General features: G+C 70.9%; 25 protein-coding genes. 21 read left to right on the top strand and 4 right to left on the bottom strand.

What is annotated here, in order from left to right; translation table 11 throughout:
- The first annotated feature begins 81 nt into the window (after positions 1-81).
- Genes EIZ45_RS34340 through EIZ45_RS34330 form a run of 3 tightly spaced genes read left to right on the top strand, consistent with a single transcriptional unit; the run spans position 82 to position 2161 of the window.
- Positions 82-1023 (top strand): sugar kinase, encoded by a 942-nt coding sequence (locus tag EIZ45_RS34340; protein ID WP_238608317.1) that lies wholly within the window; start codon positions 82-84, stop codon positions 1021-1023.
- Positions 1020-1778 carry an IclR family transcriptional regulator gene (locus EIZ45_RS34335; protein ID WP_043828492.1) on the top strand — a complete coding sequence of 253 codons (759 nt, stop codon included), beginning with the start codon at positions 1020-1022 and terminating at the stop codon, positions 1776-1778. The genes EIZ45_RS34340 and EIZ45_RS34335 overlap by 4 nt, the downstream gene beginning before the upstream one ends.
- On the top strand, positions 1778-2161 hold the full coding sequence (locus EIZ45_RS34330; RefSeq protein ID WP_043828490.1) for a RidA family protein: 384 nt from the start codon (positions 1778-1780) through the stop codon (positions 2159-2161). The genes EIZ45_RS34335 and EIZ45_RS34330 overlap by 1 nt, the downstream gene beginning before the upstream one ends.
- Before the next feature lie 48 nt (positions 2162-2209).
- On the opposite strand, the gene EIZ45_RS34325 is transcribed toward EIZ45_RS34330, so the two are convergent.
- From EIZ45_RS34325 to EIZ45_RS34315, 3 genes are all read right to left on the bottom strand, one after another.
- Complete coding sequence (locus EIZ45_RS34325; RefSeq protein ID WP_134667966.1) at positions 2210-3208, bottom strand: 1-aminocyclopropane-1-carboxylate deaminase; 999 nt, start codon at positions 3206-3208, stop codon at positions 2210-2212.
- Entirely contained in the window at positions 3205-3846 is a 642-nt protein-coding gene (locus tag EIZ45_RS34320; protein WP_370318221.1) for a GntR family transcriptional regulator, read from the bottom strand. Before EIZ45_RS34320 ends, EIZ45_RS34325 begins: the two co-directional genes overlap by 4 nt.
- A gap of 776 nt (positions 3847-4622) precedes the next feature.
- On the bottom strand, positions 4623-4982 hold the full coding sequence (locus tag EIZ45_RS34315) for a DUF1844 domain-containing protein (RefSeq protein WP_037818165.1): 360 nt from the start codon (positions 4980-4982) through the stop codon (positions 4623-4625).
- Positions 4983-5264: 282 nt separating this feature from the next.
- Here EIZ45_RS34315 and infC point away from each other — a divergent pair, with 282 nt between their 5' ends.
- From infC to pheT, 6 genes are all read left to right on the top strand, one after another.
- Complete coding sequence (gene infC / locus EIZ45_RS34310) at positions 5265-5828, top strand: translation initiation factor IF-3 (protein ID WP_200864208.1); 564 nt, start codon at positions 5265-5267, stop codon at positions 5826-5828.
- A gap of 76 nt (positions 5829-5904) precedes the next feature.
- The gene (rpmI, locus tag EIZ45_RS34305) at positions 5905-6099 is read left to right on the top strand and encodes a 50S ribosomal protein L35 (RefSeq protein ID WP_037818166.1); all 195 of its coding nucleotides are present in this window, start codon (positions 5905-5907) and stop codon (positions 6097-6099) included.
- Positions 6100-6163: 64 nt separating this feature from the next.
- Positions 6164-6541, top strand: a complete 378-nt coding sequence (rplT, locus tag EIZ45_RS34300) for a 50S ribosomal protein L20 (protein WP_009079612.1) — start codon at positions 6164-6166, stop codon at positions 6539-6541.
- Positions 6542-6549: 8 nt separating this feature from the next.
- Positions 6550-7338 carry a TrmH family RNA methyltransferase gene (locus tag EIZ45_RS34295; protein ID WP_370318226.1) on the top strand — a complete coding sequence of 263 codons (789 nt, stop codon included), beginning with the start codon at positions 6550-6552 and terminating at the stop codon, positions 7336-7338.
- A gap of 768 nt (positions 7339-8106) precedes the next feature.
- Complete coding sequence (gene pheS / locus EIZ45_RS34290) at positions 8107-9162, top strand: phenylalanine--tRNA ligase subunit alpha (RefSeq protein WP_043828483.1); 1056 nt, start codon at positions 8107-8109, stop codon at positions 9160-9162.
- Positions 9162-11732, top strand: a complete 2571-nt coding sequence (gene pheT / locus EIZ45_RS34285; protein WP_134667964.1) for a phenylalanine--tRNA ligase subunit beta — start codon at positions 9162-9164, stop codon at positions 11730-11732. The genes pheS and pheT overlap by 1 nt, the downstream gene beginning before the upstream one ends.
- Positions 11733-11837: 105 nt before the next feature.
- On the opposite strand, the gene EIZ45_RS34280 is transcribed toward pheT, so the two are convergent.
- On the bottom strand, positions 11838-12527 hold the full coding sequence (locus EIZ45_RS34280) for a DNA alkylation repair protein (protein WP_134667963.1): 690 nt from the start codon (positions 12525-12527) through the stop codon (positions 11838-11840).
- 130 nt (positions 12528-12657) lie between these two features.
- Between EIZ45_RS34280 and EIZ45_RS34275 the strand changes: the two genes are divergently transcribed.
- From EIZ45_RS34275 to tyrS, 12 genes are all read left to right on the top strand, one after another.
- Positions 12658-14256: an alpha/beta hydrolase gene (locus EIZ45_RS34275; protein WP_134667962.1), complete on the top strand. Its 1599-nt coding sequence runs from the start codon at positions 12658-12660 to the stop codon at positions 14254-14256.
- 193 nt (positions 14257-14449) lie between these two features.
- Positions 14450-14926: a helix-turn-helix domain containing protein gene (locus tag EIZ45_RS34270; RefSeq protein WP_134667961.1), complete on the top strand. Its 477-nt coding sequence runs from the start codon at positions 14450-14452 to the stop codon at positions 14924-14926.
- Between the two features lie 818 nt (positions 14927-15744).
- Positions 15745-16773, top strand: a complete 1029-nt coding sequence (argC, locus tag EIZ45_RS34265; protein WP_134667960.1) for an N-acetyl-gamma-glutamyl-phosphate reductase — start codon at positions 15745-15747, stop codon at positions 16771-16773.
- Positions 16770-17930 carry a bifunctional glutamate N-acetyltransferase/amino-acid acetyltransferase ArgJ gene (gene argJ / locus EIZ45_RS34260; protein ID WP_134667959.1) on the top strand — a complete coding sequence of 387 codons (1161 nt, stop codon included), beginning with the start codon at positions 16770-16772 and terminating at the stop codon, positions 17928-17930. The genes argC and argJ overlap by 4 nt, the downstream gene beginning before the upstream one ends.
- Positions 17927-18862: an acetylglutamate kinase gene (gene argB / locus EIZ45_RS34255; RefSeq protein WP_037818179.1), complete on the top strand. Its 936-nt coding sequence runs from the start codon at positions 17927-17929 to the stop codon at positions 18860-18862. The genes argJ and argB overlap by 4 nt, the downstream gene beginning before the upstream one ends.
- Positions 18859-20064 (top strand): acetylornithine transaminase, encoded by a 1206-nt coding sequence (locus EIZ45_RS34250; RefSeq protein WP_134667958.1) that lies wholly within the window; start codon positions 18859-18861, stop codon positions 20062-20064. Before argB ends, EIZ45_RS34250 begins: the two co-directional genes overlap by 4 nt.
- The gene (argF, locus tag EIZ45_RS34245; RefSeq protein ID WP_134667957.1) at positions 20064-20990 is read left to right on the top strand and encodes an ornithine carbamoyltransferase; all 927 of its coding nucleotides are present in this window, start codon (positions 20064-20066) and stop codon (positions 20988-20990) included. Before EIZ45_RS34250 ends, argF begins: the two co-directional genes overlap by 1 nt.
- Positions 20987-21487, top strand: a complete 501-nt coding sequence (locus tag EIZ45_RS34240; protein WP_037818182.1) for an arginine repressor — start codon at positions 20987-20989, stop codon at positions 21485-21487. The genes argF and EIZ45_RS34240 overlap by 4 nt, the downstream gene beginning before the upstream one ends.
- A complete protein-coding gene (locus EIZ45_RS34235; protein WP_134667956.1) occupies positions 21484-22473 on the top strand; it encodes an argininosuccinate synthase domain-containing protein in 990 nt (329 codons plus the stop codon). The genes EIZ45_RS34240 and EIZ45_RS34235 overlap by 4 nt, the downstream gene beginning before the upstream one ends.
- A 24-nt stretch (positions 22474-22497) precedes the next feature.
- The gene (gene argH / locus EIZ45_RS34230) at positions 22498-23913 is read left to right on the top strand and encodes an argininosuccinate lyase (RefSeq protein WP_134667955.1); all 1416 of its coding nucleotides are present in this window, start codon (positions 22498-22500) and stop codon (positions 23911-23913) included.
- A 44-nt stretch (positions 23914-23957) separates the two neighbouring features.
- A complete protein-coding gene (locus tag EIZ45_RS34225; RefSeq protein WP_037818187.1) occupies positions 23958-24593 on the top strand; it encodes a DNA-3-methyladenine glycosylase in 636 nt (211 codons plus the stop codon).
- A gap of 32 nt (positions 24594-24625) precedes the next feature.
- Positions 24626-25900: a tyrosine--tRNA ligase gene (tyrS, locus tag EIZ45_RS34220; protein ID WP_134667954.1), complete on the top strand. Its 1275-nt coding sequence runs from the start codon at positions 24626-24628 to the stop codon at positions 25898-25900.
- The last annotated feature ends 136 nt before the right edge of the window (positions 25901-26036 follow it).

The raw sequence follows: 26036 nt of genomic DNA, 5'->3' as shown, positions 1-26036 counted from the left end.
TCGCCACAGGTCAACGGGGAAGGGACGTCAGTGACCAGCAGTCCGACCGGGTCGCCCGAAGTGCTCTGCATCGGCGAGTCGATGGCGTTGTTCGTGCCCGCCGAGCCCGGGCCGCCGGACGAGGTGCGCACTTGGCTGCGCACCATCGGCGGCGCGGAGTCCAACGTCGCGTGCCACCTGCCCGCGCTCGGCGTGCCGAGCGGATGGGTCAGCGCGGTCGGCGACGACCCGTTCGGCCGCGCGCTCGTCCGCGAGATCGCTTCGGCGGGCGTGGACGTGCGCGGCGTCGTCTTCGACCCGGCCAGGCCGACCGGGCTGTACGTGAAGGAAAGCGGCGCGGGCGGCAGTCCGGTCCGCTACTACCGCTCGGGTTCCGCCGCGTCCGGCATGGGCCCGGAACTGGTGTCCCAACTGGACTTCTCCGGTGTTCGCGTGCTGCACCTGTCCGGGATCACGCCCGCGCTCTCGGACAGCTGCCTCGCGCTCGTCCGCGCACTGCTCGACCGGCCGCGCGGCGACCTGCTCGTGTCGTTCGACGTCAACCACCGCCCCGCGCTGTGGACCGGACGCGACCAGTCCGTCCTCGCCGAACTGGCCGGGAAGGCCGATCTGGTGCTGACCGGCGACGACGAGGCGGAACGCGTGTGGGGCACCGGCGATCCGGTGCGGCTGCGCGCGCTTCTGCCCGGTCCGCGCACGCTGGTGGTCAAGCACGGGGAACGCGGCGCGACGCTCGTCGAGGGCTCGGCCGAACCGCTGTTCTCGCCCGCCCTTCGGGTTGACGTCGTCGAGCCGGTCGGTGCCGGAGACGCCTTCGCCGCCGGATTCCTGGCCGCGACTCTGCGCGGAGCCGACCCCCTGACGAGGCTCCGTCGCGGGCACCTGCAAGCTGCCGCGACACTGTTGACTCAAGACGACGTCGGCGTGCCGCTGGCCGAGGCCGTCGTGACGAAACTGGTGCAGGCGGACGCCGACGGCTGGGGTTCGGTCCGGCTCACCGGGGAGGGAGTGGTGGTCACGTGAGCCAAAGTCTCGACCGCGCGCTGACGCTGCTGAGCGGTCTCGCCCGCGGCGGCAAGACGCTCGACGAGCTGGCCGAGGAGATCGGCGTGCACAAGACGACCGTGCTGCGGTTGCTGCGCACGCTCGAAACGCACCATTTCGTGCGGCGCGAAGGAGCCCGGCACTACCGGCTCGGCAGCGCACTTTTCGACCTCGCCAACCAGGCGCTGGAAGACCGCGACGTCCGGCGCAGTTCGCACGAAGCGCTCGCCGCGCTGAACTCGCGCACCGGGCACACGGTGCACCTCGCGTCCTATGAGGACGGTGAGGTGGTGTACATCGACAAGTTCGAGGGACACCACGCGGTCCGGATGTACTCGCGGGTCGGCAAACGCGCACCGCTGCACTGCACCGCGGTCGGCAAGGTGCTCGTGGCGGCGATGCCGCGGGCGAAACGCGAGGAGATCGCCCGCGCGATCGACTACGTCGTGCTCACCGCCAACACGATCACCACGCCCGAGGCGTACCTGGCCGAACTGGACCAGGTCGCCGAGCGCGGGTACGCGGTGGACAATGCCGAGCACGAGGACTTCATCCACTGCATTTCCGCGCCGGTGCGCGGCGCGGGCGGCGAGGTGCTCGCCGCGGCGTCGATGTCGGTGCCGAAGGTGCTGCTGGACTACGACGGGCTGCTGGCGCTCGTGCCCGAGCTGCTGGCCGCCGCCGAAGAAGCTTCCGTCCACAGTGGATGGACGGGGAACGGAAAGGGGCAATGATGGGCAAGACGGCGATCACCAGCGAGAACGCGCCGAAGCCGCCGGCGAACTTCTCGCAGGCCGTCCGCAAGGGGAACATCCTCCAGGTCGCCGGCGCGGTCGCGTTCGACCCGGCCACCGGGGAGATCGTCGGCGACGACGTCGTGAGCCAGACCCGGCAGGTGTTCAAGAACCTGACCGCGCTGCTCGAAGAAGCGGGCTCGAGCTTCGCGGACGCGGTGATGGTGCGCGTGTACCTCACCGACACCAGCCACTTCGCCGCGTTCAACGAGGTCTACAACGAACTGATCGGCGAAGCCCCGTACGCGGCCCGCACCACGGTGTACGTCGGGCTGCCCGCCGGGCTCCTGGTCGAGATCGACGTGCTCGCCGTCCTCGACTGACGCGGTTTCTCGTGAGCGGCGGCACTGAAGCCGCCGCTCACGAGAGCTTCAGCCGAGCACGCTCGTGTACGCGTTGATCGCGGGCTGCCCGCCGAGGTGCGCGTACAGGACGTTCGAGTCCTTCGCGATCTCGCCGCTGCGCACGAGATCGATCAGCCCGGCCATCGACTTTCCTTCGTACACCGGGTCAGTGATCATGCCTTCCAGCCGCGCGGCAGTACGGATCGCCTCGAGCGTCTGCTCGTCCGGAATCCCGTAAACCCCCGCGTGGTACCGCTCGTCGAGTTCGGCTTCCCCGACCGGCCCGGCCTCGATCAGCTCCGCCGTGCTCTTCGCGATCCGCCCGATCTGCTCGCGCGTCTCGTCGGGCTTCGCCGACGCGTCGATCCCCAGGATCCGCCGCGGCTTCCCGCTCACCGCCGCTCCGGCGATCATCCCCGCCTGCGTGCTGCCGGTGACCGAGCACACCACGACGGTGTCGAAGAAAACGCCGAGTTCGCGTTCCTGCTCTTCGAGTTCCAGCACCCAGTTGGCGAACCCGAGCCCGCCGAGCCGGTGGTCCGACGCACCGGCCGGGATCGCGTACGGCGTGCCGCCGTTCGCCTCGACCTCCGCCAGCGCCCGTTCCCAGCTCTCCTTGAACCCGATGCCGAACCCGGCGTCGACGAGCCGGACGTCCGCGCCGAGGATCCGCGACAGCTGGATGTTGCCGACCTTGTCGTGCAGCGGATCGTCCCAGTCGACCCAGCTTTCCTGCACCAGCACGGCTTTCATGCCCGCGCGCGCCGCCGCGGCCGCGACCTGCCGCGTGTGGTTCGACTGCACGCCGCCGATCGAGACGAGCGTGTCCGCGCCCCCGGCGAGCGCGTCCGCGACGAGGTACTCGAGCTTGCGCGTCTTGTTGCCGCCGTAGGCGAGGCCGGAGTTGAGGTCCTCGCGCTTGGCCCAGACGGCCGCGCCGCCCAGGTGTTCGGTCAGCCGTTCCAGCCGGTGCACCGGCGAAGGCCCGACGAGCAACGGGAAACGGGGGAAATCAGCCAGGCTCACGCGTCCTCCAGGAGGGCTTCGAGATCGGTCCAAATCGTTGAGGTGAGCTGCGCGGCGGTTTTCTCGTCGCCGCTTTCGAGCGCGTCGATGAGCTCCTCGTGCCGGGCGACCGACCGATGCGCGGGCAGCGAACTGAACCGCGCGTACTCGAGACGGCGCAGCAACGGCGTGTACCGGTCGAGCGTCGCCGCGACCGCCCGGTTGCCGCACGCGCGCACCGGAATGTCGTGCAATTCGTCGTCCGCCTCGATCGCCTTGCCGACGTCCCCCTCGGCCACCGCTTCCCGGAATCGCTCGTTGGCCTCGCGCATTTCCGCGATCTGCCGCGCGCTGAGCCGAGCTTCGCGCACGACCAGCTCATGCAACGCCCGCACGAGCCGGACCGCGTCGCGAACGTCGCCGGCGTCGAACTCGGCGACCCTCGTGTAACTCTGCGGCTTCGACACGACCAGCCGGTCCTCGGCCAGCCGCAGCAGCGCCTGCCGGACCGGCGCGCGGGAAAGCCCGAGCTGCTCGGCGAGGTCGGCGTCGCGCAGGGGAGTGCCCGGCGGAAGGCTGCCGTCGATGATGGCGTGCCGGATCCGCTCGTACGCCTCGTCGCGCAGCAGCGACCGGGAGACCTTGGGGAGTGCACTCACATCTAACATGTTAGATGTCGGTCGGCGGGGAGGCAACGGCTCGGAACGGCGGGATGCGGCTGGCGCGGGATGGTGGCGGCTCTGCAACCGGGCTGGTGGTCGCACGGGTCGGCGTCGAGTGGGTGACCCGCGGGTCTGTCGGTCGGAGAGGTTGCCGTCGCGCGGTTCAGCCCTGGCCTCTTTGTCCGCGCGGATCGGCGTCGCGTGGCTCAGTCGTGGGCCTGGCGGCCGCGCGGGTCGACGTCGCGTGGCTTAGTTGTCGGCCCGGCGGCCGCGCGGATTGGCGCCGGGTGGCTCAGTCATGGGCCTGGCGGCCGCGCGGGTTGGCGTTGTGCAGTTCAGCCGCGGGCGTGTCGGTCGCATGGTGTCACGCGGTTCAGCTGCGGGTCAGGCGGCCGCTTCGGTCGGCGTCGTGGAGTTCGGCTGCGGTCGCCGGGCGGGTCCGTGCGCCGGAGCGCGGTCGCGGTCCAGGCAAGCTGCCGGACCGGATCTTCGCGGTCACCGGGCCGAACCCGGTGCCGGAGCGCGGCGGCGATCACCCGAGCCGAATCTGCGCGGATCGCCAGGCCGGACTCCGGCACGACGAGGCCCATCGCTTCGGCCCGCCGGGCGCGTCGATCTTGAACCGGAGCAGGCTCACGCCGACCGCGCCCCGCCGCCCCGACCCGGCGCGCCCGAGGCCTTATCGCCGCCCGCCCTCACCCGGAAACGCCGAAGACCCGCCCCGGCGATGCCGCGAGGCGGGTCTTCGGAGATCTCTCGGAACGGCTTCCGGCTCAGTAAACCGGCCCGGTGTACTTCTCGCCCGGCCCCTGGCCCGGCGGGTCCGGCACGACCGACGCCTCGCGGAACGCCTTCTGCAGCGACTGCAGCCCGTCGCGGAGGGGCCCGGCGTGCAGGCCGAGGTACTCGGCGGAGGCGGTCACGAGCCCGGCGAGCGCGGTGATGAGGCGGCGTGCCTCGTCGAGGTCGCGGTGCGGCGAGTTCTCCGGGTCGGCGTCGGCGAGGCCGAGGCGTTCGGCGCCCGCGGACAGCAGCATCACCGCGGCGCGGCTGATCACCTCGACGCTGGGGATCTCCTCGAGCCCGCGGTCGTCGGGGGAATACGGGGGCGGTGGCGAAGGTTGTTCAGGCACGTCTGGTACCCTTCCATGTGCGACCAGCTCCCGAGCGATCGGGGGCGGCAAGTGGAGCCCCGCTCCCACCCGTCTCACCGCTACAGGTGTCCGGGTCCGGTCTCGCCGAAGCAGTGCGTGCCGTTCCGGCAGCGTACTGCGGAGGCGAAGCGTTCGGCCGTCCGGCCGGGCGCGATCGGAGACAGAGCGGGCCCCGTGCACCGGCAGCAGCCGGAGGCGGGGCCTGAATCATGTGGGCACCAGGTCGAAACGAGAAAACATCACTCGGACCAAGGAGGCCCCATCAGCTCCGAGACACGCATCAACGACCGCATCCGGGTGCCGGAAGTCCGGCTCGTCGGCCCCAACGGCGAGCAGGTCGGCATTGTCCGGATCGAAGATGCGCTGCGGCTTGCGCAGGAGGCGGACCTCGACCTCGTCGAGGTGGCCCCGCAGGCACGCCCGCCCGTGGCCAAGCTCATGGACTTCGGCAAGTTCAAGTACGAGAGCGCGCAGAAAGCCCGCGACTCCCGGCGCAACCAGCATCTGACTGTCATCAAGGAACAGAAGCTGCGGCCGAAGATCGATCAGCACGACTACGAGACCAAGAAGGGTCACGTGTCGCGGTTCCTGGCGGCGGGCAACAAGGTCAAGGTCACGATCATGTTCCGCGGTCGCGAGCAGTCCCGGCCGGAGCTCGGTTTCCGGCTCCTGCAGAAGCTCGCCGACGACGTCACCGAGCTCGGCTTCGTGGAATCGTCGCCGAAGCAGGACGGACGCAACATGATCATGGTGCTGGCCCCGCACAAGAACGTGAAGCCGAAGGCGGCGAAAGCCGAATCGGCCGAATCGGCTCCCGAGGCGTAGCGCCCCAGCGCCGACCAGCACAGTCAGCGGCACACCGGTGATCCGGTGTGCCGCCGCACGAAAGAGGACTACAAGCATGCCGAAGATGAAGACGCACAAGGGCACGTCGAAGCGGATCCGCGTGACCGGTTCGGGCAAGCTGCGTCGCCAGAAGGCCGGCCGTCGCCACCTGATGGAGAAGAAGTCCAACCGCCTCACCCGCCGTCTCGAGGGCACCACCGAGGTCGCCCAGAACGACGTCGGCCGCGTGAAGCGCCTGCTCGGCCGCTGAGGCCCGCACCCTTTCCCGACCACCCCGGGGTCCTCGCACCCCCCGAATTCGACAGGATGGACCAGTGGCACGCGTCAAGCGGGCGGTCAACGCCCAGAAGAAGCGTCGCGCGACTCTCGAACTGGCCAGCGGTTACCGCGGCCAGCGTTCGCGGCTGTACCGCAAGGCCAAGGAGCAGACGCTCCACTCGCTCAACTACGCCTACCGCGACCGCCGCGCGCGCAAGGGTGACTTCCGCCAGCTGTGGATCACCCGCATCAACGCGGCCGCTCGCGCCAACGGCGTCACCTACAACCGGTTCATCCAGGGCCTGAAGGCCGCCGGTGTCGAGGTGGACCGCAAGATCCTCGCGGACCTCGCGGTCAACGACGCGGCCGCCTTCACCGCGCTCGCCGAGCTCGCCAAGGCGAACGTCACGACCGGCGAAGCGAAGTCGGCCTGACCGGCAGCATTTTCCGACCCGGGGCGGATCCGTTCACCGAACGGACCCCCCGGGTCGTTGCTGCGCGCAAACTGACCCGGCGCGCGGAACGAGAGAAAACCGGCCGCTTCCTGGCCGAAGGGGTCAACGCGGTCACGTCGGCCCTGTCCCACGGGACGGTCCACGAACTCTTCGTGACCGAACGCGCCGCCGCCGCCCACCCTTCTTTGGTCGCGTCGGCTCCCCGCGTGTCGCCCATCACGGATCGCGCCGCCGCGAGCCTGTCGGAAACCGTGACCCCGCAAGGAATCATCGCGGTCTGCTCGCTGGTCGACCGTCCACTGGAGACAGTCCTCGCCTCGGCCCGCCTCGTGGTGGTCCTGGTCGACGTCGCCGAACCCGGCAACGCGGGCACCGTGATCCGAGTAGCCGACGCCGCCGGCGCCGACGCGGTAGTCCTGGCCGGCGACACCGTCGACCCGCACAACGGCAAAAGCGTCCGCGCCGCCGCCGGCTCGACGTTCCACGTCCCGCTGGCCCGCGCCCGCGACATCCCGTCAGTCCTCACCGCCCTCCGCACGGCCGGCCTCCGCACGCTAGCCGCGCACGGCTACGCCTCGACCTCGCTCGAGACTGTCCACTTCGGAGACCCCGTGGCGTGGATCTTCGGCAACGAGGCACACGGCCTGCCCGAGGACGTCCTCTCGTCGGTTGACGAAGCGGTCCGGATCCCGTTGTACGGCAAGGCGGAAAGCCTCAACCTGGCTACCGCCGCCGCGGTCTGCGTCTATACCGCAGCGATGGCCGCCCGCCGCTGACCTGCTGCACGTCTACTGCATCGGCGGTGCCCCCGGTGCGGGCAAATCGACGATTGCCCGCTGGCTGGCCGCGCGTTATGGCTGGCATCACTACGCATCCGACGACACCATGCGCGCCCACGCGCCCGCACCACCCCCGGCGCTGCCCCCTGCCGCCGCCGTCATCAGCACCGCCGCGACGTCGTCGCCGTCACCGCCGCCACTGCCATCGCCACCAGTGCCATCGCCACCACCACGACTGCCACCGTCATCGCCCACCGCTACTGCCACCGCTACTGCCACCGCTACTGCCACCGCTACTGCCACCGCCCGCCGCCACCGCCCGCCGCCACCGCCCGCCGCCACCGCCCGCCGCCACCGCCCGCCGCCACCGCCCACCGCCACCGCCCATCGCCGCCATCGCCACCCGCGCTGCCGCCGTTGGCACGAGCCGTGCCGCGCTTTCGGTCTGGCAGTCCCGCGCTCCGCATTGGCGGTGCCGATCACTCCCGAAACCCCGCCCGGCCGAGCCGCTCCGCAGCCGCTTGCGAGGGCGGCCGGGGCGAGCCGGTCGGGAGGCGGTTCTCACCTGATCCGCTGACCACCGTTCGGGTCCCCGGCGACGGTCAGTCGTGATCACGGGGCGGATCCGGCGCAGCCGCTCCGGAAGCGGAGGGTGAGCGGCCGGGCCCGGCGCCCGATCCCCTAGACTGAGCTGCCCGATGTGCACGTGCGGCGGCATGCCCGCGTGCCGCCGACAACACCAGTCCCAGCGGACGCCGAGGAGTCATGTCCGGAGCCACAGAACAGCCGGTCGACGTGCTCGCACCGGAGACCCTGCGCGCGGCGATCAAGGCGGCCGAGGACGCCTTCGCCGGCGCGGCCGACCTGGACGCGCTCGCCGCCGTCAAACCGGCCCATCTCGGGGACCAGTCGCCCGTGCTCCTCGCGCGCCGGGAAATCGCCGCGCTGCCGAAGCAGGAGAAGGCCGACGCCGGCAAGCGCGTCAACGAGGCCCGCCAGGCGGTGCAGTCCGCGTTCGACGCGCGCCGCGCGGCTTTGCAGGCCGAGCGCGACGAGCGCGTGCTTCGCGAGGAGGCCGTCGACGTCACGCTGCCGTGGGACCAGGTCCCGCGCGGAGCCCGGCACCCGATCAGCACGCTGTCGGAGCGCATCGCCGACGTTTTCGTCGCCATGGGCTACGAGGTCGCCGAAGGGCCCGAGCTCGAGGCGGAGTGGTTCAACTTCGACGCGCTCAACTTCGGCAAGGACCACCCGGCGCGCCAGCTGCAGGACACGTTCTACGTCGGCGAGGAAGGCTCCGGCTTGGTGCTGCGCACGCACACCTCGCCGGTGCAGGCCCGCAGCCTGCTGCACCGCGACCTGCCGGTGTACGTCGTGTGCCCGGGCCGCACGTACCGCACCGACGAACTCGACTCCACCCACACGCCGGTGTTCACCCAGGTCGAAGGCCTCGCCGTCGACAAGGGCCTCACCATGGCGCACCTCAAGGGCACGCTCGACGCGTTCGCCCGCGCGATGTTCGGCGAGAGCTCCACGACGCGGCTGCGCCCGCACTTCTTCCCGTTCACCGAGCCGTCGGCGGAGGTCGACGTCTGGTTCGAGGAGAAGAAGGGCGGCCCCGGCTGGGTCGAATGGGGCGGCTGCGGCATGGTCAACCCGAACGTCCTGCGCGCGTGCGGCGTCGACCCCGAGGTCTACTCGGGCTTCGCGTTCGGCATGGGCATCGAGCGGACCCTGCAGTTCCGCAACGGCATCCCGGACATGCGCGACATGGTCGAAGGCGACGTCCGGTTCACCCTTCCCTTCGGAACGGAGGCGTAGTGCGAGTCCCGGTGAGCTGGCTGACCGAGCATCTCGAGGTGGATGCCGACGTCACGCCGCAGGACCTGGCCGACGCCTTCGTGCGGATCGGGATCGAGGTCGACGAGCTCAGCAAGCTCGGCCCGGTGACCGGCCCGCTCGTGGTCGGCCGCGTCGCGGAGATCGAGGAGCTGACCGGCTTCAAGAAGCCGGTGCGGTTCTGCCGCGTCGAGGTCGGCGAGGAACCCGACCCGGAGCCCGACGACGCCGAACTGTCCGAAGAGGACGACGACGAGGACGACGGCCCGCTCGAGAACGAAGGTCCGCACGGCATCAAGACGCGCGGCATCGTCTGCGGCGCGAGCAACTTCGCCGAGGGCGACCTCGTCGTGGTCGCGCTGCCGGGCGTGGTCCTGCCGGGCGATTTCGAGATCGCCGCGCGCAAGACGTACGGCAAGGTCAGCGACGGCATGATCTGCTCGGCGGCCGAACTCGGCCTCGGCGACGACCACAGCGGCATCCTCGTGCTCCCGCCGGGCACGGCGAGCCCCGGCGACGACGCGAAGGACCTGCTCGGTCTCGACGACACCGTCATCGAGGTCACGCCGACCCCGGACCGCGGCTACGCGCTGTCGATCCGCGGCCTGGCGCGCGAGCTGTCGAACGCGCTCGACGTGCCCTTCGGCGACCCGGCGATGCTCGACAACTTCCCGGAGGCCGAGGGCGAAGCGTGGCCGGTCCGGGTCGAGGACCCCGAGGGCTGCCCGCGGTTCGTGCTGCGCCGCGTCACCGGTCTCGACGCGACCGCGCCGACGCCGTGGCGGATCCGCCGCAGGCTGATGCTGGCCGGTATCCGGTCCATCTCCCTCGCGGTCGACGTCACCAACTACGTGATGCTCGAGCTCGGCCACCCGCTGCACGCGTTCGCGACCGGCTCCATCCAGGGCGACCTGGTGGTCCGCCGCGCGAAGGCGGGGGAGAAGCTCACCACCCTCGACGACGTCGAGCGCACCCTCGACGCGGACGACATCGTGATCGCCGACGACAGCGGCGTCATCTCCCTCGCCGGCACGATGGGCGGCGCCAGCACGGAGATCACGCCGGAGAGCACGGACGTGCTGCTCGAGGCGGCGCACTGGAACCCGGCGTCGATCAGCCGCACCGCGCGCCGGCACAAGCTGTTCTCCGAGGCGGCGAAGCGCTTCGAGCGCTACACCGACCCGGCGCTGTGCGCGGCCGCGGTGGAGCTCGCCGCGCGGCTGCTGCGCCAGTACGGCGACGGCGCGATCCGCCCGGGCCGCACCGACGTCGGCGGCGTCGCCCCGCACGCCCCGGTGACCATGCCGATCAACCTGCCCGACCAGGTCGCCGGCGTCCGCTACGAACGCGGCGTCACGGTGCGGCGGCTCGGCCAGATCGGCTGCAAAGTCCAGCTCAGCACGAGCGACCAGGGCGTCGGCCTGGTCACCGCGACCCCGCCGAGCTGGCGCGGCGACCTCGTGCAGCCGGCGGACCTCGTCGAGGAGGTCCTGCGGCTCGAGGGCTACGACAGCATCCCGTCGGTGCTGCCCGCCGCGCCCGCGGGCCGCGGCCTCACCGACGTCCAGCGCCGCCGCCGCGCGGTGTCCGGCGCGCTCGCCGAGGCGGGCTACGTCGAGGTGCGCCCGTTCCCGTTCATCGGCGACGCCGTGTGGGACGCCTTCGGCCTGCCCGAGGACGACATCCGCCGCACGACGGTGCGCGTGCAGAACCCGCTCGAAGCCGACCACGACCGGATGGCGACCACCCTCCTGCCGGGCCTGCTGGAGACGTTGCAGCGCAACGTGTCCCGCGGCCTGAAGGACGTGTCGCTGTTCCACGTCGGCCAGGTCGTGCTGCCGAAGCCGAACCAGCTCAAGGTCCCGGACCTCGGCGTCGAGCACCGCCCGAGCGACGAGGACCTCGCCGTGCTGGAGGCCGCCGTGCCCGCGCAGCCGGTGCACGTCGCCGTCGTCCTCAGCGGCCAGCGCCCGCGCGCCGGCTGGTGGGGCAAGGGCGACCAGGCAGGCTGGGCCGATGCCGTGCAGGCCGCGCGCCTGGTGGCCGAGGCCGCCGGCGTGCAGCTCACCGTGCAGGCCGCCGACCTGCTGCCGTGGCACCCGGGCCGGTGCGCCCAGCTGCGCGTCGGCGACTGGCCGGTCGGCCACGCGGGCGAACTGCACCCGAAGGTCGTCGAGGCCCTCGGCCTGCCGCCGCGCACGGTCGCCATGGAACTCGACCTGGACGCGATCCCGCTGCCCGACTCCCGTCCGGCGCCCAGCATCTCGGCCTACCCGCCGGTGCTGCTGGACGTCGCACTGGTCGCCGGCACGGACGTCCCGTCCGCCGACCTCGCCGACGTGCTCCGCGAAGGTGCGGGCGAACTGCTCGAGGAGATCACCCTCTTCGACGTCTACGCCGGCGAGCAGCTCGGCGAAGGCAAGCGTTCCCTGGCGTACAAGCTCCGCTTCCGCGCCGCGGACCGCACCTTGACCGTCGACGAGGCCACCAAGGCCCGCGACGCCGCGGTCGCCGCTGCCGGCGAGCGCTTCGGAGCGACGCTCCGCGCCTGATCCGACGCTGTCCCCGTCCCGCGCTCCGGCCACCGGCCGGTCAGCCGGGGCGGGGGAGCGCTGGTGTCATGGCACCCTCCTTTCCTTTTCCTCGAACGGTTCGCTTCAGCTGAGGTGCTTCATCGCCTCCCGGACGGACAGCGGGGACAGCCCCGGGTGTGCGCGGACGAACGCGCGGACCCACTCCGGCTCGGCACGAGCATGATCCCGCAGTGCCCAGCCGATTCCCTTGCGCAGAAAGAAATCCCGGTCCTCGAGGTTCGCCTCGATCGCGTCGGCGAGCAGCTTCTGGTCCACCTCGCCTTTCGCGCTGACCTGACAGATCACCGCCGTCCGCCGGCGCCAGCGATCAGCGTCTGTCATCCAGCGGCGCAGAACCGGCGCGACTGCCGCCCGGTGCTCGCGCAGGATCGGCCCGACCCGGCGGATCGCGACCTCGTCGACGTGGTCCCACCACGCACCGGTGACGATCAGCTCGTCGTACACCTCCAGCAGTTCCGGGTCCTGCCATTGCCGGTAGGCACGGTGCCCGGAGAGGTCGATCGCGGAGTACCGCTCCTCGCGGTACTCCGCTTGCCGCCACAACGCGAGCACGGTCTCGACGTACGTCACTCGATCGGGCAGAACATGCTCGGCCAAGACCGTCTTCATAAGCTTGCCGCGCGGCGGTTTCGGCACGCCGCGAAACGGCATCGCGGACTTCATGTACGCCTGCATCTCCGGTGCTTTGACCGGGTCCGCCAGCTCGGCCAGCCCGGTTCGCACCGCCGTGATCAAGGCTTCGCCCGCACCCATTGAGGACCACCTCCGTCGTCTCGGATCCCGACGATCGGGGGACAGCGCGGCTCGTGTCGGGAAACGAGATTCTGCCGCGCAGCCGGTAGCTTCGACGAGCCCTGGTTGCCGTCGGACGCAAAGGACCACTGTGAGGAAAATCGTCACCGCGCTGGCCGCCGCCGCTGTCGCGGCCGGAACGCTGGCTGTCGCACCCGCCGCCACCGCGGTGCAGCCCGAAGGGCCGGGCTACGCGCCGCCGATCAAGTGGGGACCGTGTTCCGCACCGGGACTCGCCAAGTCGGGAGCCGAATGCGGATTCCTGGAGGTCCCGATGGATTACGCGCAGCCGTCGGGCGAGAAGGCGCAGATCGCCGTTTCCCGGGTGAAGCACAAGACCGCGAAGTTCCAGGGCGTGCTGCTGGTGAACCCGGGCGGGCCGGGAGGCTCCGGCCTCGGTCTTTCGGTGCTCGGCCGGAATGTGCCGAAGCACGCCGGAGACAGCTACGACTGGATCGGCTTCGACCCTCGCGGTGTCGGCTCCAGCAAACCGGCGCTCACGTGCGACGGGAACTACTTCGCTCCAGTCCGTCCGGCTTACGTGCCGAAGACCCCGCAGCTGGAGAACACCTGGCGCGCTCGCACGAAGGGCTACGCCGAGGCCTGCGCGAAGAACGGCCCGCTGCTCGAGCACATCAAGACCACTGACGTCGCGCAGGACATGGAAAGCCTCCGCAAGGCGCTGGGCCAGAAGCAGATCAACTACTACGGGTTCTCTTACGGCACTTACCTCGGGCAGGTGTACAGCACGCTGTACCCGGACCGCATGCGCCGGATGGTGCTCGACGGGAACGTCGACCCGCGCAAGGTCTGGTACGACGCCAACCTGGACCAGGACGTCGCCTTCGACCGCAACATCAAGATCTACTTCGACTGGCTCGCGAAGTACGACAACGTCTACCACCTCGGCAAGACCGGTTCGGCCGTCGAGCAGCTCTGGTACGCGCAGCAGCGGAAGCTCGACCGCGCCCCGGCGGGCGGCGTGATCGGCGGCGACGAGTGGACCGACATCTTCCTTCAAGCCGGCTACTACGTGTTCGGCTGGGAAGACATGGCCAAGGCCTTCGACGGATGGGTGCACCGCGGCGACTGGCAGACGCTGAAAGCGTTGTACGACAAGTCGAACGCGCCTGGCGACGACAACGGCTACGCGGTTTACAGCGCGGTGCAGTGCACCGATGTCCAGTGGCCGCAGGACTGGGACCGCTGGCGCCGCGACGCCTGGGCCACCCACACTCGCGCGCCTTTCGAGACCTGGAGCAACACCTGGTACAACGCGACCTGCCTGAACTGGCCCGCGAAGCCGGGCAAGCCGATGGACATCGACGGCTCGAAGGCGAGCGGCGCGCTCCTGATCAGCGAGGAACTCGACGCGGCGACGCCGTACTCGGGCAGCCTCGAAGTGCGCAAGCGCTACCCGCGCTCGAGCCTCATCAGCGCGCCCGGCGGGACGACGCACGCCGGATCGCTCTCCGGGGTTTCGTGCGTGGACGACAGGGTCGCCGACTACCTCGCCACCGGCGCGTTGCCGAAGCGGGTGCGAGGCGACCGCTCCGACGTCCAGTGCGCCGCAGTGCCGCAGCCGGTTCCGTCTCCGGTCGCTTCCGATGCGCAGCAGAAGGCTGATGCCGCGGCGAAGGCCGCGGCGGAGGAGAAGCAGGGCCTGCTTGCCGGTCTGCTGCGTTTCTGAGTTGTCCTGCGCGGTGCCCCGGCCTGGCCTGCCAGGCCGGGGCATTGTTCTTTTCCGCTGGTCCATCGAGCCCCCTCGGTCGTTTTCGGGTCGCCGAGGACGCTACGACGAGGGTCTGACAATTTCGGACCGCAGTCACCCGATCGCGTTAAGTGATCGAAAATTGTCGGGGGTCGCGGATACCTTCGCGGCCATGACGATCATTCAGGAGCACCGGACCGAGGTCCGGTCAGGAGATGTCCAGTACCAGGTCGCCGTCGTCACCCGCACCGAGGACGGCGAGCCCGAGCGGGTCACCGTCACGGTCGGCGGAGAACGGCCGGACGGCGAACCCGTCGTCGAGGGCAGACTCGAACTCGACGTGACGTCCGTGGCGACCGTCGCGGAACTGCTCGACACGAGCCTGCGCACCTTCGCGGGCGGCGGCTCGCGGCGAAGATCGCGCGGACGCCCGGCCCAGCAGGGGCGGCCGTGGACCGACGAGATGGACGCGGATCTGGAAGCCCGCTGGCTCGCCGGGGACTCGGTGATCGAGTTGGCGCGCCATTTCGCGCGAACGCCCGGCGGGATCCGGGCGCGGCTGCCGAGGGTCGGGTGCGATCCGGAACATCCGGGAAATCATCTGCCCACACCGCCGAGTCTGCGCGAAGCGGAGGAGGGGGTGGACTGACGAGTGCCCGCCGGGTTCGCATCCCGAGGCGGGCCCGGCGTGGCGGTGGCTGCTGGCCGGACTGGGGTTTGGGCTCCGGGATCGGCGGTGTGCGCGCTGGATTTCTGGCGCGGGTTCCGCGACGCGGCGCGCGCGGGAGTTGTGGCGCGGGTTCCGCAGCGCGGGACTTGCGGCGTGGGTCTCGAGGCGAGCGGCATGCGCGCGGGACGGTGGCCTGGGCTCCCGGGCGAGCGGCGCTCGCGCGGAACTTACGGCATAGGTTCCGTGGCGAGTGGTGGGTGCCGGAGTGACGGATTGGGCCCAGCGCGGGCGGCATGCGCCGGACTGGTGGCGTGCGCGCCGGATTTGCGGCGTGGGCTCCGGGGCGACGGTGGGTGCCGGACACGCGGCTGAGGTGCCGGGGTGAGCGGCGGGCGCGGAACAGGTGGTGCCCGCGCAGGTCTGGTGGCTCAGGTACAGGGCAGGCGGTCAAGGAGGCAGGTTCGAACGGTTGAACGATGCGCGTTGCTGAGCGGTCTTGGCTGGGCGGCTCGGCGGGCTGGAACAACCCGTGCACCCAGCTCGCGCGGCTGACGAGTCCGCCTGTTCAGGCGGCTCGGTCGTTAGCGCGGGCCAGGAACCCGTCGCCTAAGCCCGTCCGGAAGTCCTGCCGCCGCGGAACCGCATCGGCACGCCGTCGATCAGGGCTGATCCAGTCCATCGCGGCGGCGGAAAAAGCCTGGAGAACGCAGGGAATCCAAGGAAGTCCCGGGGAGGGGACGGTCAGGGTGAGCAAACCCTCTTTGTTTGAGCTTGCACGCTCGTGCATAATCATTCGTATGACGGTGAAGATCGCGGTAGCCGGTGCCAGCGGGTACGCGGGCGGCGAACTGCTGCGCCTGCTCCTGACCCATCCCGAGGTCGAGATCGGCGCTCTCACGGCGGCGAGCAGCGCGGGGACGACGCTGGGCGCGCACCAGCCGCACCTCGCTCCGCTGGCCGGGCGGGTGCTGCTCGAGACGAACGCGGAGACGCTCGCGGGCCACGACGTCGTGTTCCTTGCTCTGCCGCACGGCCATTCGGCCGAGATCGCGGCGCAGCTCGGGCCGGACGTGCTCGTGGTCGATCTTGGGGCCGACCATCGGCTCGCGGACGCGGCGGACTGGCGACGGTGGTACTCCGGCGAGCACGCGGGGCAATGGCCTTACGGGATGCCCGAGCTGCCTGGTGCGCGCGAGAAGCTCGTCGGGACCAAGAGGATCGCGGTTCCGGGCTGTTTCCCGACCGGCGGGTCGCTGGCGCTGGCCCCGGCGTTGGCGGCGGGGCTGATCGAGCCCGCGGTCACCGTGGTGTCGGTGACGGGGACGTCCGGTGCGGGCAAGAGCCTGAAGCCGAACCTGCTCGGGTCCGAGGTCATGGGCAACGCGAGCGCGTACGGCGTCGCCGGTGCGCATCGGCACACGCCGGAGTTCGTGCAGAACCTCTCCGGCGCGGCGGGCAAGCCGGTGACCGTTTCGTTCACGCCGGTGCTCGCGCCGATGCCGCGCGGCATTCTCACGACGGCGAGCGCCCAGCTCGCGGGCGACGTCGACGAGGCCGCCGCGCGCGCGGTCTACGAGAAGGCCTACGACGCGGAGCCGTTCGTCCAGGTGCTGCCCGAAGGGACCTGGCCGACGACCGCGGCCACGGTCGGCTCGAACAACGTCCAGCTCCAGCTCGGGATCGACGACGGCGCGGGCAGGCTGGTCGTCGTCACGTCGATCGACAACCTCACCAAGGGCACCGCGGGCGGTGCCGTCCAGTCGATGAACCTGGCGCTCGGTTTCCCCGAGGCCACCGGACTTTCCACCGTGGGAGTGGCACCGTGACCGTCACCGGACCGAAGGGTTTCCGCGCCGCGGGCGTGGCCGCCGGGATCAAAGCCTCCGGCGCGCTCGACCTCTCGCTGGTCGTCAACGACGGCCCGCTCGACGTCGCGGCGGGCGTGTTCACCCGCAACGTGATCAAAGCCGCGCCGGTGCTGTGGTCGCAGGAAGTGCTGAAACAGCAGAAGCTGAAGGCCGTCGTGCTCAACTCCGGCGGGGCGAACGCGGCGACCGGGCCAGGCGGGTTCCAGGACACGCACGCCACCGCGGAAAAGGTCGCCGAGGTGCTGGGCGCCGGGGCGATCGAGGTCGCGGTGTGTTCCACCGGCCTGATCGGCGAGCGGCTGCCGATGCCCGCCGTTCTGTCCGGTGTGGACAGTGCGGTCAAGGCGCTGGACGCCGGCCCGGAAGCGGCGCTCAACGCGGCCACCGGCATCATGACCACCGACACCAAACCGAAGCAGGCGTTCGCCCGGCACGACTCCGGGTGGAGCGTCGGCGGGTTCGCCAAGGGCGCGGGAATGCTCGCGCCGAACCTGGCGACGATGCTGTCCGTGCTGACCACGGATGCCGTGGCGGACAAGGAAACTCTCGACCGTGCGCTGCGCGCCGCCACGCACGTCACGTTCGATCGGCTCGACGTGGACGGCGGGACGTCGACCAACGACACCGTGCTCGTGCTCGCCTCGGGCGCGAGCGGGGTGGAGCCGACCGAAGCCGAGCTGACCGAGCTGCTCACCAAGGTCAGCCACGACCTGGTGCTGCAGCTGCGGGCCGATTCCGAAGGCGCCACCAAGGACGTCGACGTCACGGTGAAGGGCGCCGCGTCCGAAGCCGACGCGATCGCCGTGGCTCGGACGATCGCCGAGGACAACCTGGTCAAGACCGCCTTGTTCGGGTCCGATCCCAACTGGGGCCGCATCGCGATGGCGCTTGGCCGCGCACCGGCGCGGATCGACCCCGAGACGGTGTCGATCGCGATCAACGGCGTCACGTTGTTCGCGGGCGGCACCACGGCCGAGGACCGGTCCGCGGCCGATCTGTCCGGGCGGGCGATCGACGTCGTCGTGGATCTCGGAGTAGGTTCGGGCGAGGCCACGATTTACACCACGGACCTCTCGCACGCGTACGTCGAAGAGAACAGCGCGTACTCGTCATGACGGATACCGGAAGGCTCGTCTCCGCGGACGAACGGCTCGCCAGCGCGGCCGAGAAGGCCGGGGTGCTGATCGAAGCGCTGCCGTGGCTGCAGCGGTTCAACGGCGCGACCGTCGTGGTCAAGTACGGCGGCAACGCGATGATCGACGACCAGCTGAAGGCCGCGTTCGCCGAGGACATGGTGTTCCTGCGGCTGGCCGGGCTGCACCCGGTGGTCGTGCACGGCGGCGGCCCGCAGATCAGCGCGATGCTGTCCCGGCTCGGCGTGCCGGGGGAGTTCAAGGGCGGGCTGCGCGTCACCACGCCGGAGACCATGGACATCGTGCGCATGGTGCTCGTCGGGCAGGTGAGCCGCGAGCTGGTCGGCCTGATCAACGCGCACGGACCGTACGCGGTCGGCATTTCCGGCGAGGACGCGCGGCTGTTCACCGCCGAGCGCAAACAGGCCACTGTGGACGGTGAGCAGGTGGACATCGGCCTCGTGGGCGAGGTCGCCGAGGTGAATCCGGCCGCGGTGCTCGACATCGTGAACGCCGGCCGCATCCCGGTGGTGTCCACGGTTGCCCCCGACATCGACGGCGTGGTGCACAACGTCAACGCCGACACCGCCGCGGGCGCGCTCGCCGCGGCGCTCGGTGCGGAGAAGCTCGTCGTGCTCACCGACGTCGAAGGCCTTTACGCCAACTGGCCGGATCGGTCGTCGCTGATCGACCGGATCCCCGTCGACCGTCTCGAACGCATGCTGCCCGGCCTGGCCAGCGGCATGATCCCGAAGATGGAGGCGTGCGTGCGCGCGGTGCGCGGCGGCGTGCGCGGCGCCCACGTCATCGACGGCAGGCTCGCCCATTCGGTGCTGCTCGAGGTCTTCACTTCGCGCGGCATCGGCACCATGGTGCTGCCCGAGGCAGCGCACCCCGGAACGGAGCACGCGTGACTACCCTCAAGTCCAATGCGGACGGCCAGCAGCACTGGCAGTCGGCCGTCATGGACAACTACGGAACCCCCGGCCTGACCCTGGTGCGCGGCGAAGGCGCGCGAGTGTGGGACGCGGACGGCGCCGAGTACGTCGACCTGGTCGGCGGCATCGCGGTGAACGCGCTCGGCCATGCCCACCCGGAGGTGGTGCGCGCGGTCACCGAGCAGATCTCGAAGCTGGGGCACACGTCGAACCTGTACGTGAACCCGGTCGCGGTCGAACTCGCCGAAACCCTGCTGGACGTCGCGGGCCTGAACGGGCAAGGGAAAGTCCTGTTCGTGAACTCCGGCGCGGAGGCGAACGAGGCCGCGCTGAAGATCACCCGGCTCACCGGCCGCAGCAAGGTCGTCGCGGCGGAGGGCGCGTTCCACGGCCGCACCATGGGCGCGCTGTCGCTCACCGGGCAGCCCTCGAAGCGCGAGGCGTTCGAGCCGCTGGTTCCGGGCGTCACGCACGTTCCCTACGGCGACGTAGACGCGTTGCGGGCCGCCGTGGACGGCGAGACCGCTGCGGTCTTCCTGGAGCCGGTGCTCGGCGAGGCCGGGGTGATCCCGGCTCCGGACGGCTACCTGCACGCGGCGCGCGAGATCACCAAGGCCGCCGGTGCGCTGCTCGTCCTCGACGAGGTGCAGACCGGGATCGGCAGGCTCGGCACGTGGTTCGGCTTCCAGCAGGCCGGGATCGTGCCGGACGTGATCACGCTCGCGAAGGGCCTCGGCGGCGGGCTTCCGCTCGGCGCCGTGATCGGCGTCGGCGCGGCGGGCGACCTGCTGAAGCCGGGCCAGCACGGCACGACCTTCGGCGGCAACCCGGTGTGCTGCGCGGCCGGGCTGGCCGTGCTGCGCACCATCGTCCGGGATGACCTGCTCGACCACGTTTCCGCGCTGGGCAAGGACCTCGCCGCGGGAGTCGAGGCGCTCGGCCACCCGCTCGTGTCCGGGGTCCGCGGCGCGGGGCTGCTGCTCGGCATCGGTCTGCGGAAGCCGGTTTCCGCGGCGGTCGCGAAGGCCGCGCAGGAAGCGGGCTACCTCGTCAACCCGGTCGCCCCGGACACCGTCCGGCTCGCCCCGCCGCTCGTGCTCGACGAGCAGCAGGCGCACGGCTTCCTCTCCGCCCTCCCGGGCGTGCTCGACTCCACCACCACGAAGGAATCCGACTGATGCCCCGCCATTTCCTCCGCGACGACGACGTCACCCCCGCCGAGCAGGCCGCTCTGCTCGACCTCGCCGACCAGCTGAAAGCCGACCCGCTCGGCACGAAGGCGCTCGCCGGCTCCACGGTGGCCGCGATCTTCGAAAAGAACTCCACCCGCACCCGGTTCTCGTTCGAGGTCGGCATCAGCCAACTCGGCGGGCATCCGGTGATCGTCGACGGCCGTTCGATGCAGCTCGGCCGCGAGGAGACCATCGAGGACACCTCGCGCGTGCTGTCGCGCTACGTCGACGCCGTCGTGTGGCGCACCTTCGCGCAGAAGCGCATCGACTCGATGGCGTCGGTCGCGTCGATCCCGATCGTCAACGCGCTCACCGACGAATTCCACCCGTGCCAGGTGCTCACGGACCTGATGACCATCCGCGAGCGCAAGGGCAAGCTCGCCGGGCTCACGCTCACCTACCTCGGCGACGGCGCCAACAACATGGCGCATTCGCTGCTGCTCGGCGGCACGACGGCCGGGATGAACGTGCGTGTCGTGTCGCCGGAGGGGTTCCAGCCCGACCAGCAGGTGATGCTCGACGCCAAGCAGCGCGGAACCGAAACCGGCGGCAGCGCGAACGTCTACACCGACGCGCACGAGGCCGTCGACGGCTCGGACGTGCTGGTCACCGACACCTGGACGTCGATGGGCCAGGAGAACGACGGCCTCGACCGGGTCGGCCCGTTCCGCGCGCTGCAGGTCAACGCCGCGTTGCTGAAGCGCGCCGCCGACGAGGCGATCGTGCTGCACTGCCTGCCCGCGCACCGCGGCTGGGAGATCACCGACGAGGTGCTCGACGGCCCGGCCAGCGCGGTGTGGGACGAGGCGGAGAACCGGCTGCACGCGCAGAAAGCCCTGCTGGTCTGGCTGTTCGGGCAGAACGGCCAATGACCAGCAGCCGGGTCGGGCGCCAGGCGCGGATCACCGAACTGGTGTCCACGATGGCCATCCGCAGCCAGACGGAACTCGCGCGGCTGCTCGCCGCCGAGGGGATCGAGGTCACCCAGGCGACGCTGTCGCGCGACCTCGACGAACTCGGCGCGATCAAGCTGCGCGGCGCCGACTCGGGCGCGCCGGTCTACGTCATCCCCGAGGACGGCAGTCCCGTGCGCGGCGTCCAGGGCGGCACCTCGCGGCTGTCCCGGCTGCTCGCCGAGCTGATGGTGTCGGCGGACTCGTCGGGCAACCTCACCGTGCTGCGCACGCCGCCGGGCGCCGCGCAGTTCCTCGCGAGCGCGATCGACCGCGCTGCGCTGGAAGAAGTCGTCGGGTCCATCGCGGGCGACGACACGGTTGCGGTGATCGCGCGCGAACCGCTCACCGGACGAGACCTCGCCGAGCGGTTCACCGCGCTCGCCCAAGGTTCGGCGGAAGGAAACGAGCCGTGACCCGGCGGGTCGTGCTCGCCTATCCGGGCGGGCACGGCTCCTCATCCGCGCTGAGTCTCCTTCAGGAACAAGGCGAAGTGGTCGCGGTCGCCGTGGATTTCGGCTCAGGCGACGTGGATCTGTGCGCGCTCCAGCGGCAGGCGATGGCCGACGGGGCCGCTGACGTCGTGGTCGCGGATGTCCGCGAGGAGTTCGCGAACAGTTACTGTTTGCTTGCGCTGCAAGCGAATGCGCTGATTCTCGACCGGCACCCGCTGATCGAAGCGCTGGCCCGGCCGCTGCTGGCAAGCCAGCTCGTCGCGACCGCGAGGGACCGGAACGCCTCCGCCGTCGCACACGGTGGCGGAGACACGTTGTCCAGCAGGATCGCGGTACTCGCGCCGGACCTCGAGATCGTGGAACTCGGCGTCCGAGGCAGGCAAGAGTTGTCGACGAGCCGGACTTTGTGGGGCCGGACCGCGGACGACGGTTACCGCTGGACCGAGGACGCAGTGGCGAACCTCGGCGCGCCGGACGAGGTGGTTGTCACCTTCGAAGAGGGGGTGCCGGTCGCGGTCGACGGCGAGACGGTCAGCGTCGCCGAGGCGGTGCAGCGGCTCGGACATCGGGCCGGGCCGCACGGGATCGGCCGGTTCGAGGCTTACGACGCACCGGGCGCGGCGGTGCTGATCGCCGCGCACCAGGAGCTGGAATCGGTCACGCTCGACCGTGATCTGGCGAGGTTCAAACGCGGCGTCGACCGCCGGTGGGCCGAACTGGTCCACGACGGATTGTGGTTCTCGCCGCTGCGCGAGCCGCTGGACGCGTTCGTCCGGCGGGCGCAGGAGCGCGTGTCCGCCGAGGTGCGGCTGGTGCTGCACGCGGGCAGCGCGACCGTGGCCGGCCTCCCCGGGAGGCGGCTTCGCCCGGTCGGACGGCGGCACCGCCGCGCGACCGGGCAGACTCCGCTGGGAAACACCCAGCATCCGAGCACCCAGGCGTCCTGAGACGCCGGACGAGAGAGGCAGAACGTGAGCGGGAAAGACCAGCCGGTGCAGCTGTGGGGCGGCCGGTTCGCCAGCGGGCCGGCCGAGGCGATGGCGGCGCTGAGCGCCTCGACCCACTTCGACTGGCGCCTGGCGCCCTACGACATCGCCGGATCGCGCGCGCACGCCCGCGTGCTGAACAAGGCGGGTCTGCTCACCGAAGCGGAACTGACCGGGATGCTCGACGCGCTCGACACGCTGGCGCAGGACGTCGCGTCCGACGCGTTCACCCCGACGGTCGCCGACGAGGACGTGCACACCGCACTCGAACGCGGTCTGATCGAGCGCGCCGGCGCTGAACTGGGCGGCAAGCTGCGGGCAGGCCGTTCCCGCAACGACCAGGTCGCGACGCTGTTCCGGATGTGGCTGCGCGACGCCGCGCGCCGCGTGGTCGCGGGCACGCTCGACGTGATCGACGCCCTGGTGTCGCAGGCGTCCCGGCACCCGGACGCGATCCTGCCCGGGCGCACCCACCTGCAGCACGCGCAGCCGGTTCTGCTCGCGCACCACCTGATGGCCCACGGCCAGTCGCTGCTGCGCGACGTCTCCCGCCTGCGCGACTGGGACGCCCGCACCGCGGAATCGCCGTACGGTTCGGGCGCGCTGGCCGGTTCGTCGCTCGGCCTCGACCCAGAAGCCGTGGCCGCCGAACTGGGCTTCGACACCAGCGTGGAGAACTCGATCGACGGCACCGCCTCGCGCGATTTCGTCGCCGAGTTCGCGTTCGCCGTCGCGATGCTCGCGGTCAACCTGTCGCGGATCGCCGAAGAGGTGATCATCTGGAACACCGCCGAGTTCGGCTACGTCACGCTGGACGACGCGTGGGCCACCGGCAGCTCGATCATGCCGCAGAAGAAGAACCCGGACGTCGCGGAGCTGACCCGCGGCAAGGCCGGACGGCTGATCGGCAACCTCACCGGCCTGCTCGCCACGCTCAAGGCGCAGCCGCTCGCGTACAACCGCGACCTGCAGGAAGACAAGGAACCGGTCTTCGACTCGGTCGAACAGCTGGAACTGCTCTTCCCGGCGATCGCGGGGATGCTCGGCACGCTCACCTTCCACACCGACCGGCTCGCCGAACTGGCTCCCGCCGGGTTCACCCTCGCCACCGACATCGCCGAATGGCTGGTGCGCCAGGGCGTGCCGTTCCGCGTCGCGCACGAGGCGGCGGGGGAGAGCGTGCGGGTCGCGGAGGCGCGCGGGGCGGGGCTCGACGAGCTGACCGACGAGGAATTCCAGGCCATCAACCCGGCGCTCACCCCGGCGGTGCGCGAAGTCCTCACCGTCGAAGGCTCGGTGCGTTCGCGCGACGCGCGCGGCGGCACCGCTCCGGACCGGGTTGCCGAGCAGCGGGAACGCCTGGTCGAGCGCGTCGCGGCGCATCGGCAGTGGCTGAAGTGATCTGTCGTCGGGCCGCTGGTTAGGCTGGCGGCCTGACGAGGGGAGTGCGTGTGGACCGGTTGTTCCGGCGCGAAGAACTGGCACTGGACCCGGTCGACCTGGCTCGGCTGCTGCTCGGTGCCGTCCTCGAGGCCGACGCGCCCGAAGGCCGGGTCGGGGTGCGGCTCGTCGAGGTCGAGGCCTATCGCGGGCTCGACGATCCCGCTTCGCATTGCTACCGCGGGAAAACCCCGCGCAACGCGGTGATGTGGGGTCCGGCCGGGCACCTCTACGTGTACTTCGTCTACGGCATGCACTTCTGCGCGAACGTCGTCGGCACCGAGGACGGCCAGCCGGGCGCGGTGCTGCTGCGCGCCGGCGAGGTCGTCGAGGGCGCGGACATCGTGCGGAAGCGGCGGCCTAACGCGCGCGGCAACGGCGAGCTCGCCAAAGGCCCGGCCATCCTCACCTCCGTGCTGGGTCTCGCCCGCGAGCAGAACGGGCTCGATCTCACCGACCCGGAATCGCCGGTGCGGCTGCTCGCCGGCGAACGCGTGCCCGCGGACAACGTGCGCACCGGCCCGCGCGTCGGCGTCGCGATGGCGATGGACACGCCGTGGCGGTTCTGGATCGACGGCTCACCAGCCGTCTCGACCTACCGCCGCGGCGGGAAACGCCGGCAGGTGCGACCCGCGGGATAGTCGTTTGACCTGGTGGGGGATCATCTACAGGTGTGAGTGAGCACATCCTTGACGAGTTGTCCTGGCGCGGCCTGATCGCGCAATCCACCGATATCGACGCCCTGCGCCGAGAACTCGACCGCGGCCCTCTCACGCTCTATTGCGGCTTCGACCCGACCGCGCCCAGCCTGCACGCCGGCAACCTCGTCCCGCTGCTGATGCTCAAGCGGTTCCAGCGCGCCGGGCACCGGCCGATCGTGCTGGCGGGCGGAGCCACCGGGATGATCGGCGACCCCCGCGACAACGGGGAGCGCACGCTGAACACCCTGGACGTCGTCGCCGACTGGGCGGGGCGGATCCGCGGGCAGCTGGAGCGGTTCGTGGACTTCGACGATTCGCCGACCGGCGCGATCGTGGAGAACAACCTCGACTGGACTTCGAAGCAGAACACGCTGGAGTTCCTGCGGGACGTCGGCAAGCACTTCTCGGTGAACGTGATGCTGAACCGGGAGACGGTCAAGCGCCGCCTCGAGGGCGACGGCATGTCCTACACCGAGTTCAGCTACCTGCTGCTGCAGTCGCAGGACTACCTGGAGCTGTACCGCAAGCACGGCTGCAAGCTGCAGGTCGGCGGCTCGGACCAGTGGGGCAACCTCGTCGGCGGCGTCGACCTGATCCGCCGAGTCGAAGGCGGAACGGCGCACGCGCTGACCGCGCCGCTGGTTACCGACGCCGAGGGGCGCAAGTTCGGCAAATCCACCGGTGGCGGCGATGTGTGGCTCGATCCGGAGCTGACCTCGCCGTACGCCTGGTACCAGTACTTCGTGAACGTCGGCGACGCTGACGTGCTCCGCTACCTGCGCCTGTTCACCTTCCTCGACCGGGAGGAGATCGAGGCGCTGGCGAAGGAAACCGAGGAACGTCCGCACCTGCGCGCTGCGCAGAAGCGGCTGGCCGAGGAGTTCACGAACCTGGTGCACGGCGAGGACCAGACGCGTCAGGTCATCGCGGCGAGCCAGGCCCTGTTCGGCCGCGGCGAGCTGACCGACCTCGACGGCCCGACGCTCGACGCGGCGATGGCCGAGGTCCCGAACGGCCAGGTCGAGCCCGCGGGAGACGCGACGATCGTCGACCTGCTGCTCGCCGGGGGACTGGTGGACAGCAAGGGCGCGGCGCGGCGGACAGTGAAGGAGGGCGGCGCGTACGTGAACAACGTGAAGATCGCCGACGAGGAGTGGAAGCCCTCGGCTTCCGACGCCCTCCACGGCCGCTGGCTCGTGGTCCGCAAGGGCAAGCGCACGGTCGCCGGCGTCCGCGTCGGGGCCTGATCTCGCCCTCGGCCCGAAACAGGGGGTCTGACCTGCGGGAACGCAGTTAAGGTACCCCCCTGTTTCGGGCCCTGGGAGGGCGTGTAAAGTTCTCCAAGTCGCCAGGGAAACCGGGCGGCCGCCGGGACACGAACCA

Source organism: Amycolatopsis sp. CFH S0740 (assembly GCF_004522315.1).
Lineage (GTDB): Bacteria > Actinomycetota > Actinomycetes > Mycobacteriales > Pseudonocardiaceae > Amycolatopsis > Amycolatopsis nivea.
Note: the sequence above shows the minus strand (reverse complement) of the source record. Positions and strands in the feature narration are given on the sequence as shown.

What these genes read in the sequence shown, in the direction of transcription:
- EIZ45_RS34340 (WP_238608317.1), top strand. Translation starts at nt 82, where the DNA reads ATGGCGTTGTTCGTGCCCGCCGAGCCCGGGCCGCCGGACGAGGTGCGC.
- EIZ45_RS34330 (WP_043828490.1), top strand. Translation starts at nt 1,778, where the DNA reads ATGGGCAAGACGGCGATCACCAGCGAGAACGCGCCGAAGCCGCCGGCG.
- rpmI (WP_037818166.1), top strand. Translation starts at nt 5,905, where the DNA reads ATGCCGAAGATGAAGACGCACAAGGGCACGTCGAAGCGGATCCGCGTG.
- pheS (WP_043828483.1), top strand. Translation starts at nt 8,107, where the DNA reads ATGTCCGGAGCCACAGAACAGCCGGTCGACGTGCTCGCACCGGAGACC.
- EIZ45_RS34280 (WP_134667963.1), bottom strand. Translation starts at nt 12,527, where the DNA reads ATGGGTGCGGGCGAAGCCTTGATCACGGCGGTGCGAACCGGGCTGGCC.
- EIZ45_RS34270 (WP_134667961.1), top strand. Translation starts at nt 14,450, where the DNA reads ATGACGATCATTCAGGAGCACCGGACCGAGGTCCGGTCAGGAGATGTC.
- argC (WP_134667960.1), top strand. Translation starts at nt 15,745, where the DNA reads ATGACGGTGAAGATCGCGGTAGCCGGTGCCAGCGGGTACGCGGGCGGC.
- argB (WP_037818179.1), top strand. Translation starts at nt 17,927, where the DNA reads ATGACGGATACCGGAAGGCTCGTCTCCGCGGACGAACGGCTCGCCAGC.
- argF (WP_134667957.1), top strand. Translation starts at nt 20,064, where the DNA reads ATGCCCCGCCATTTCCTCCGCGACGACGACGTCACCCCCGCCGAGCAG.
- EIZ45_RS34240 (WP_037818182.1), top strand. Translation starts at nt 20,987, where the DNA reads ATGACCAGCAGCCGGGTCGGGCGCCAGGCGCGGATCACCGAACTGGTG.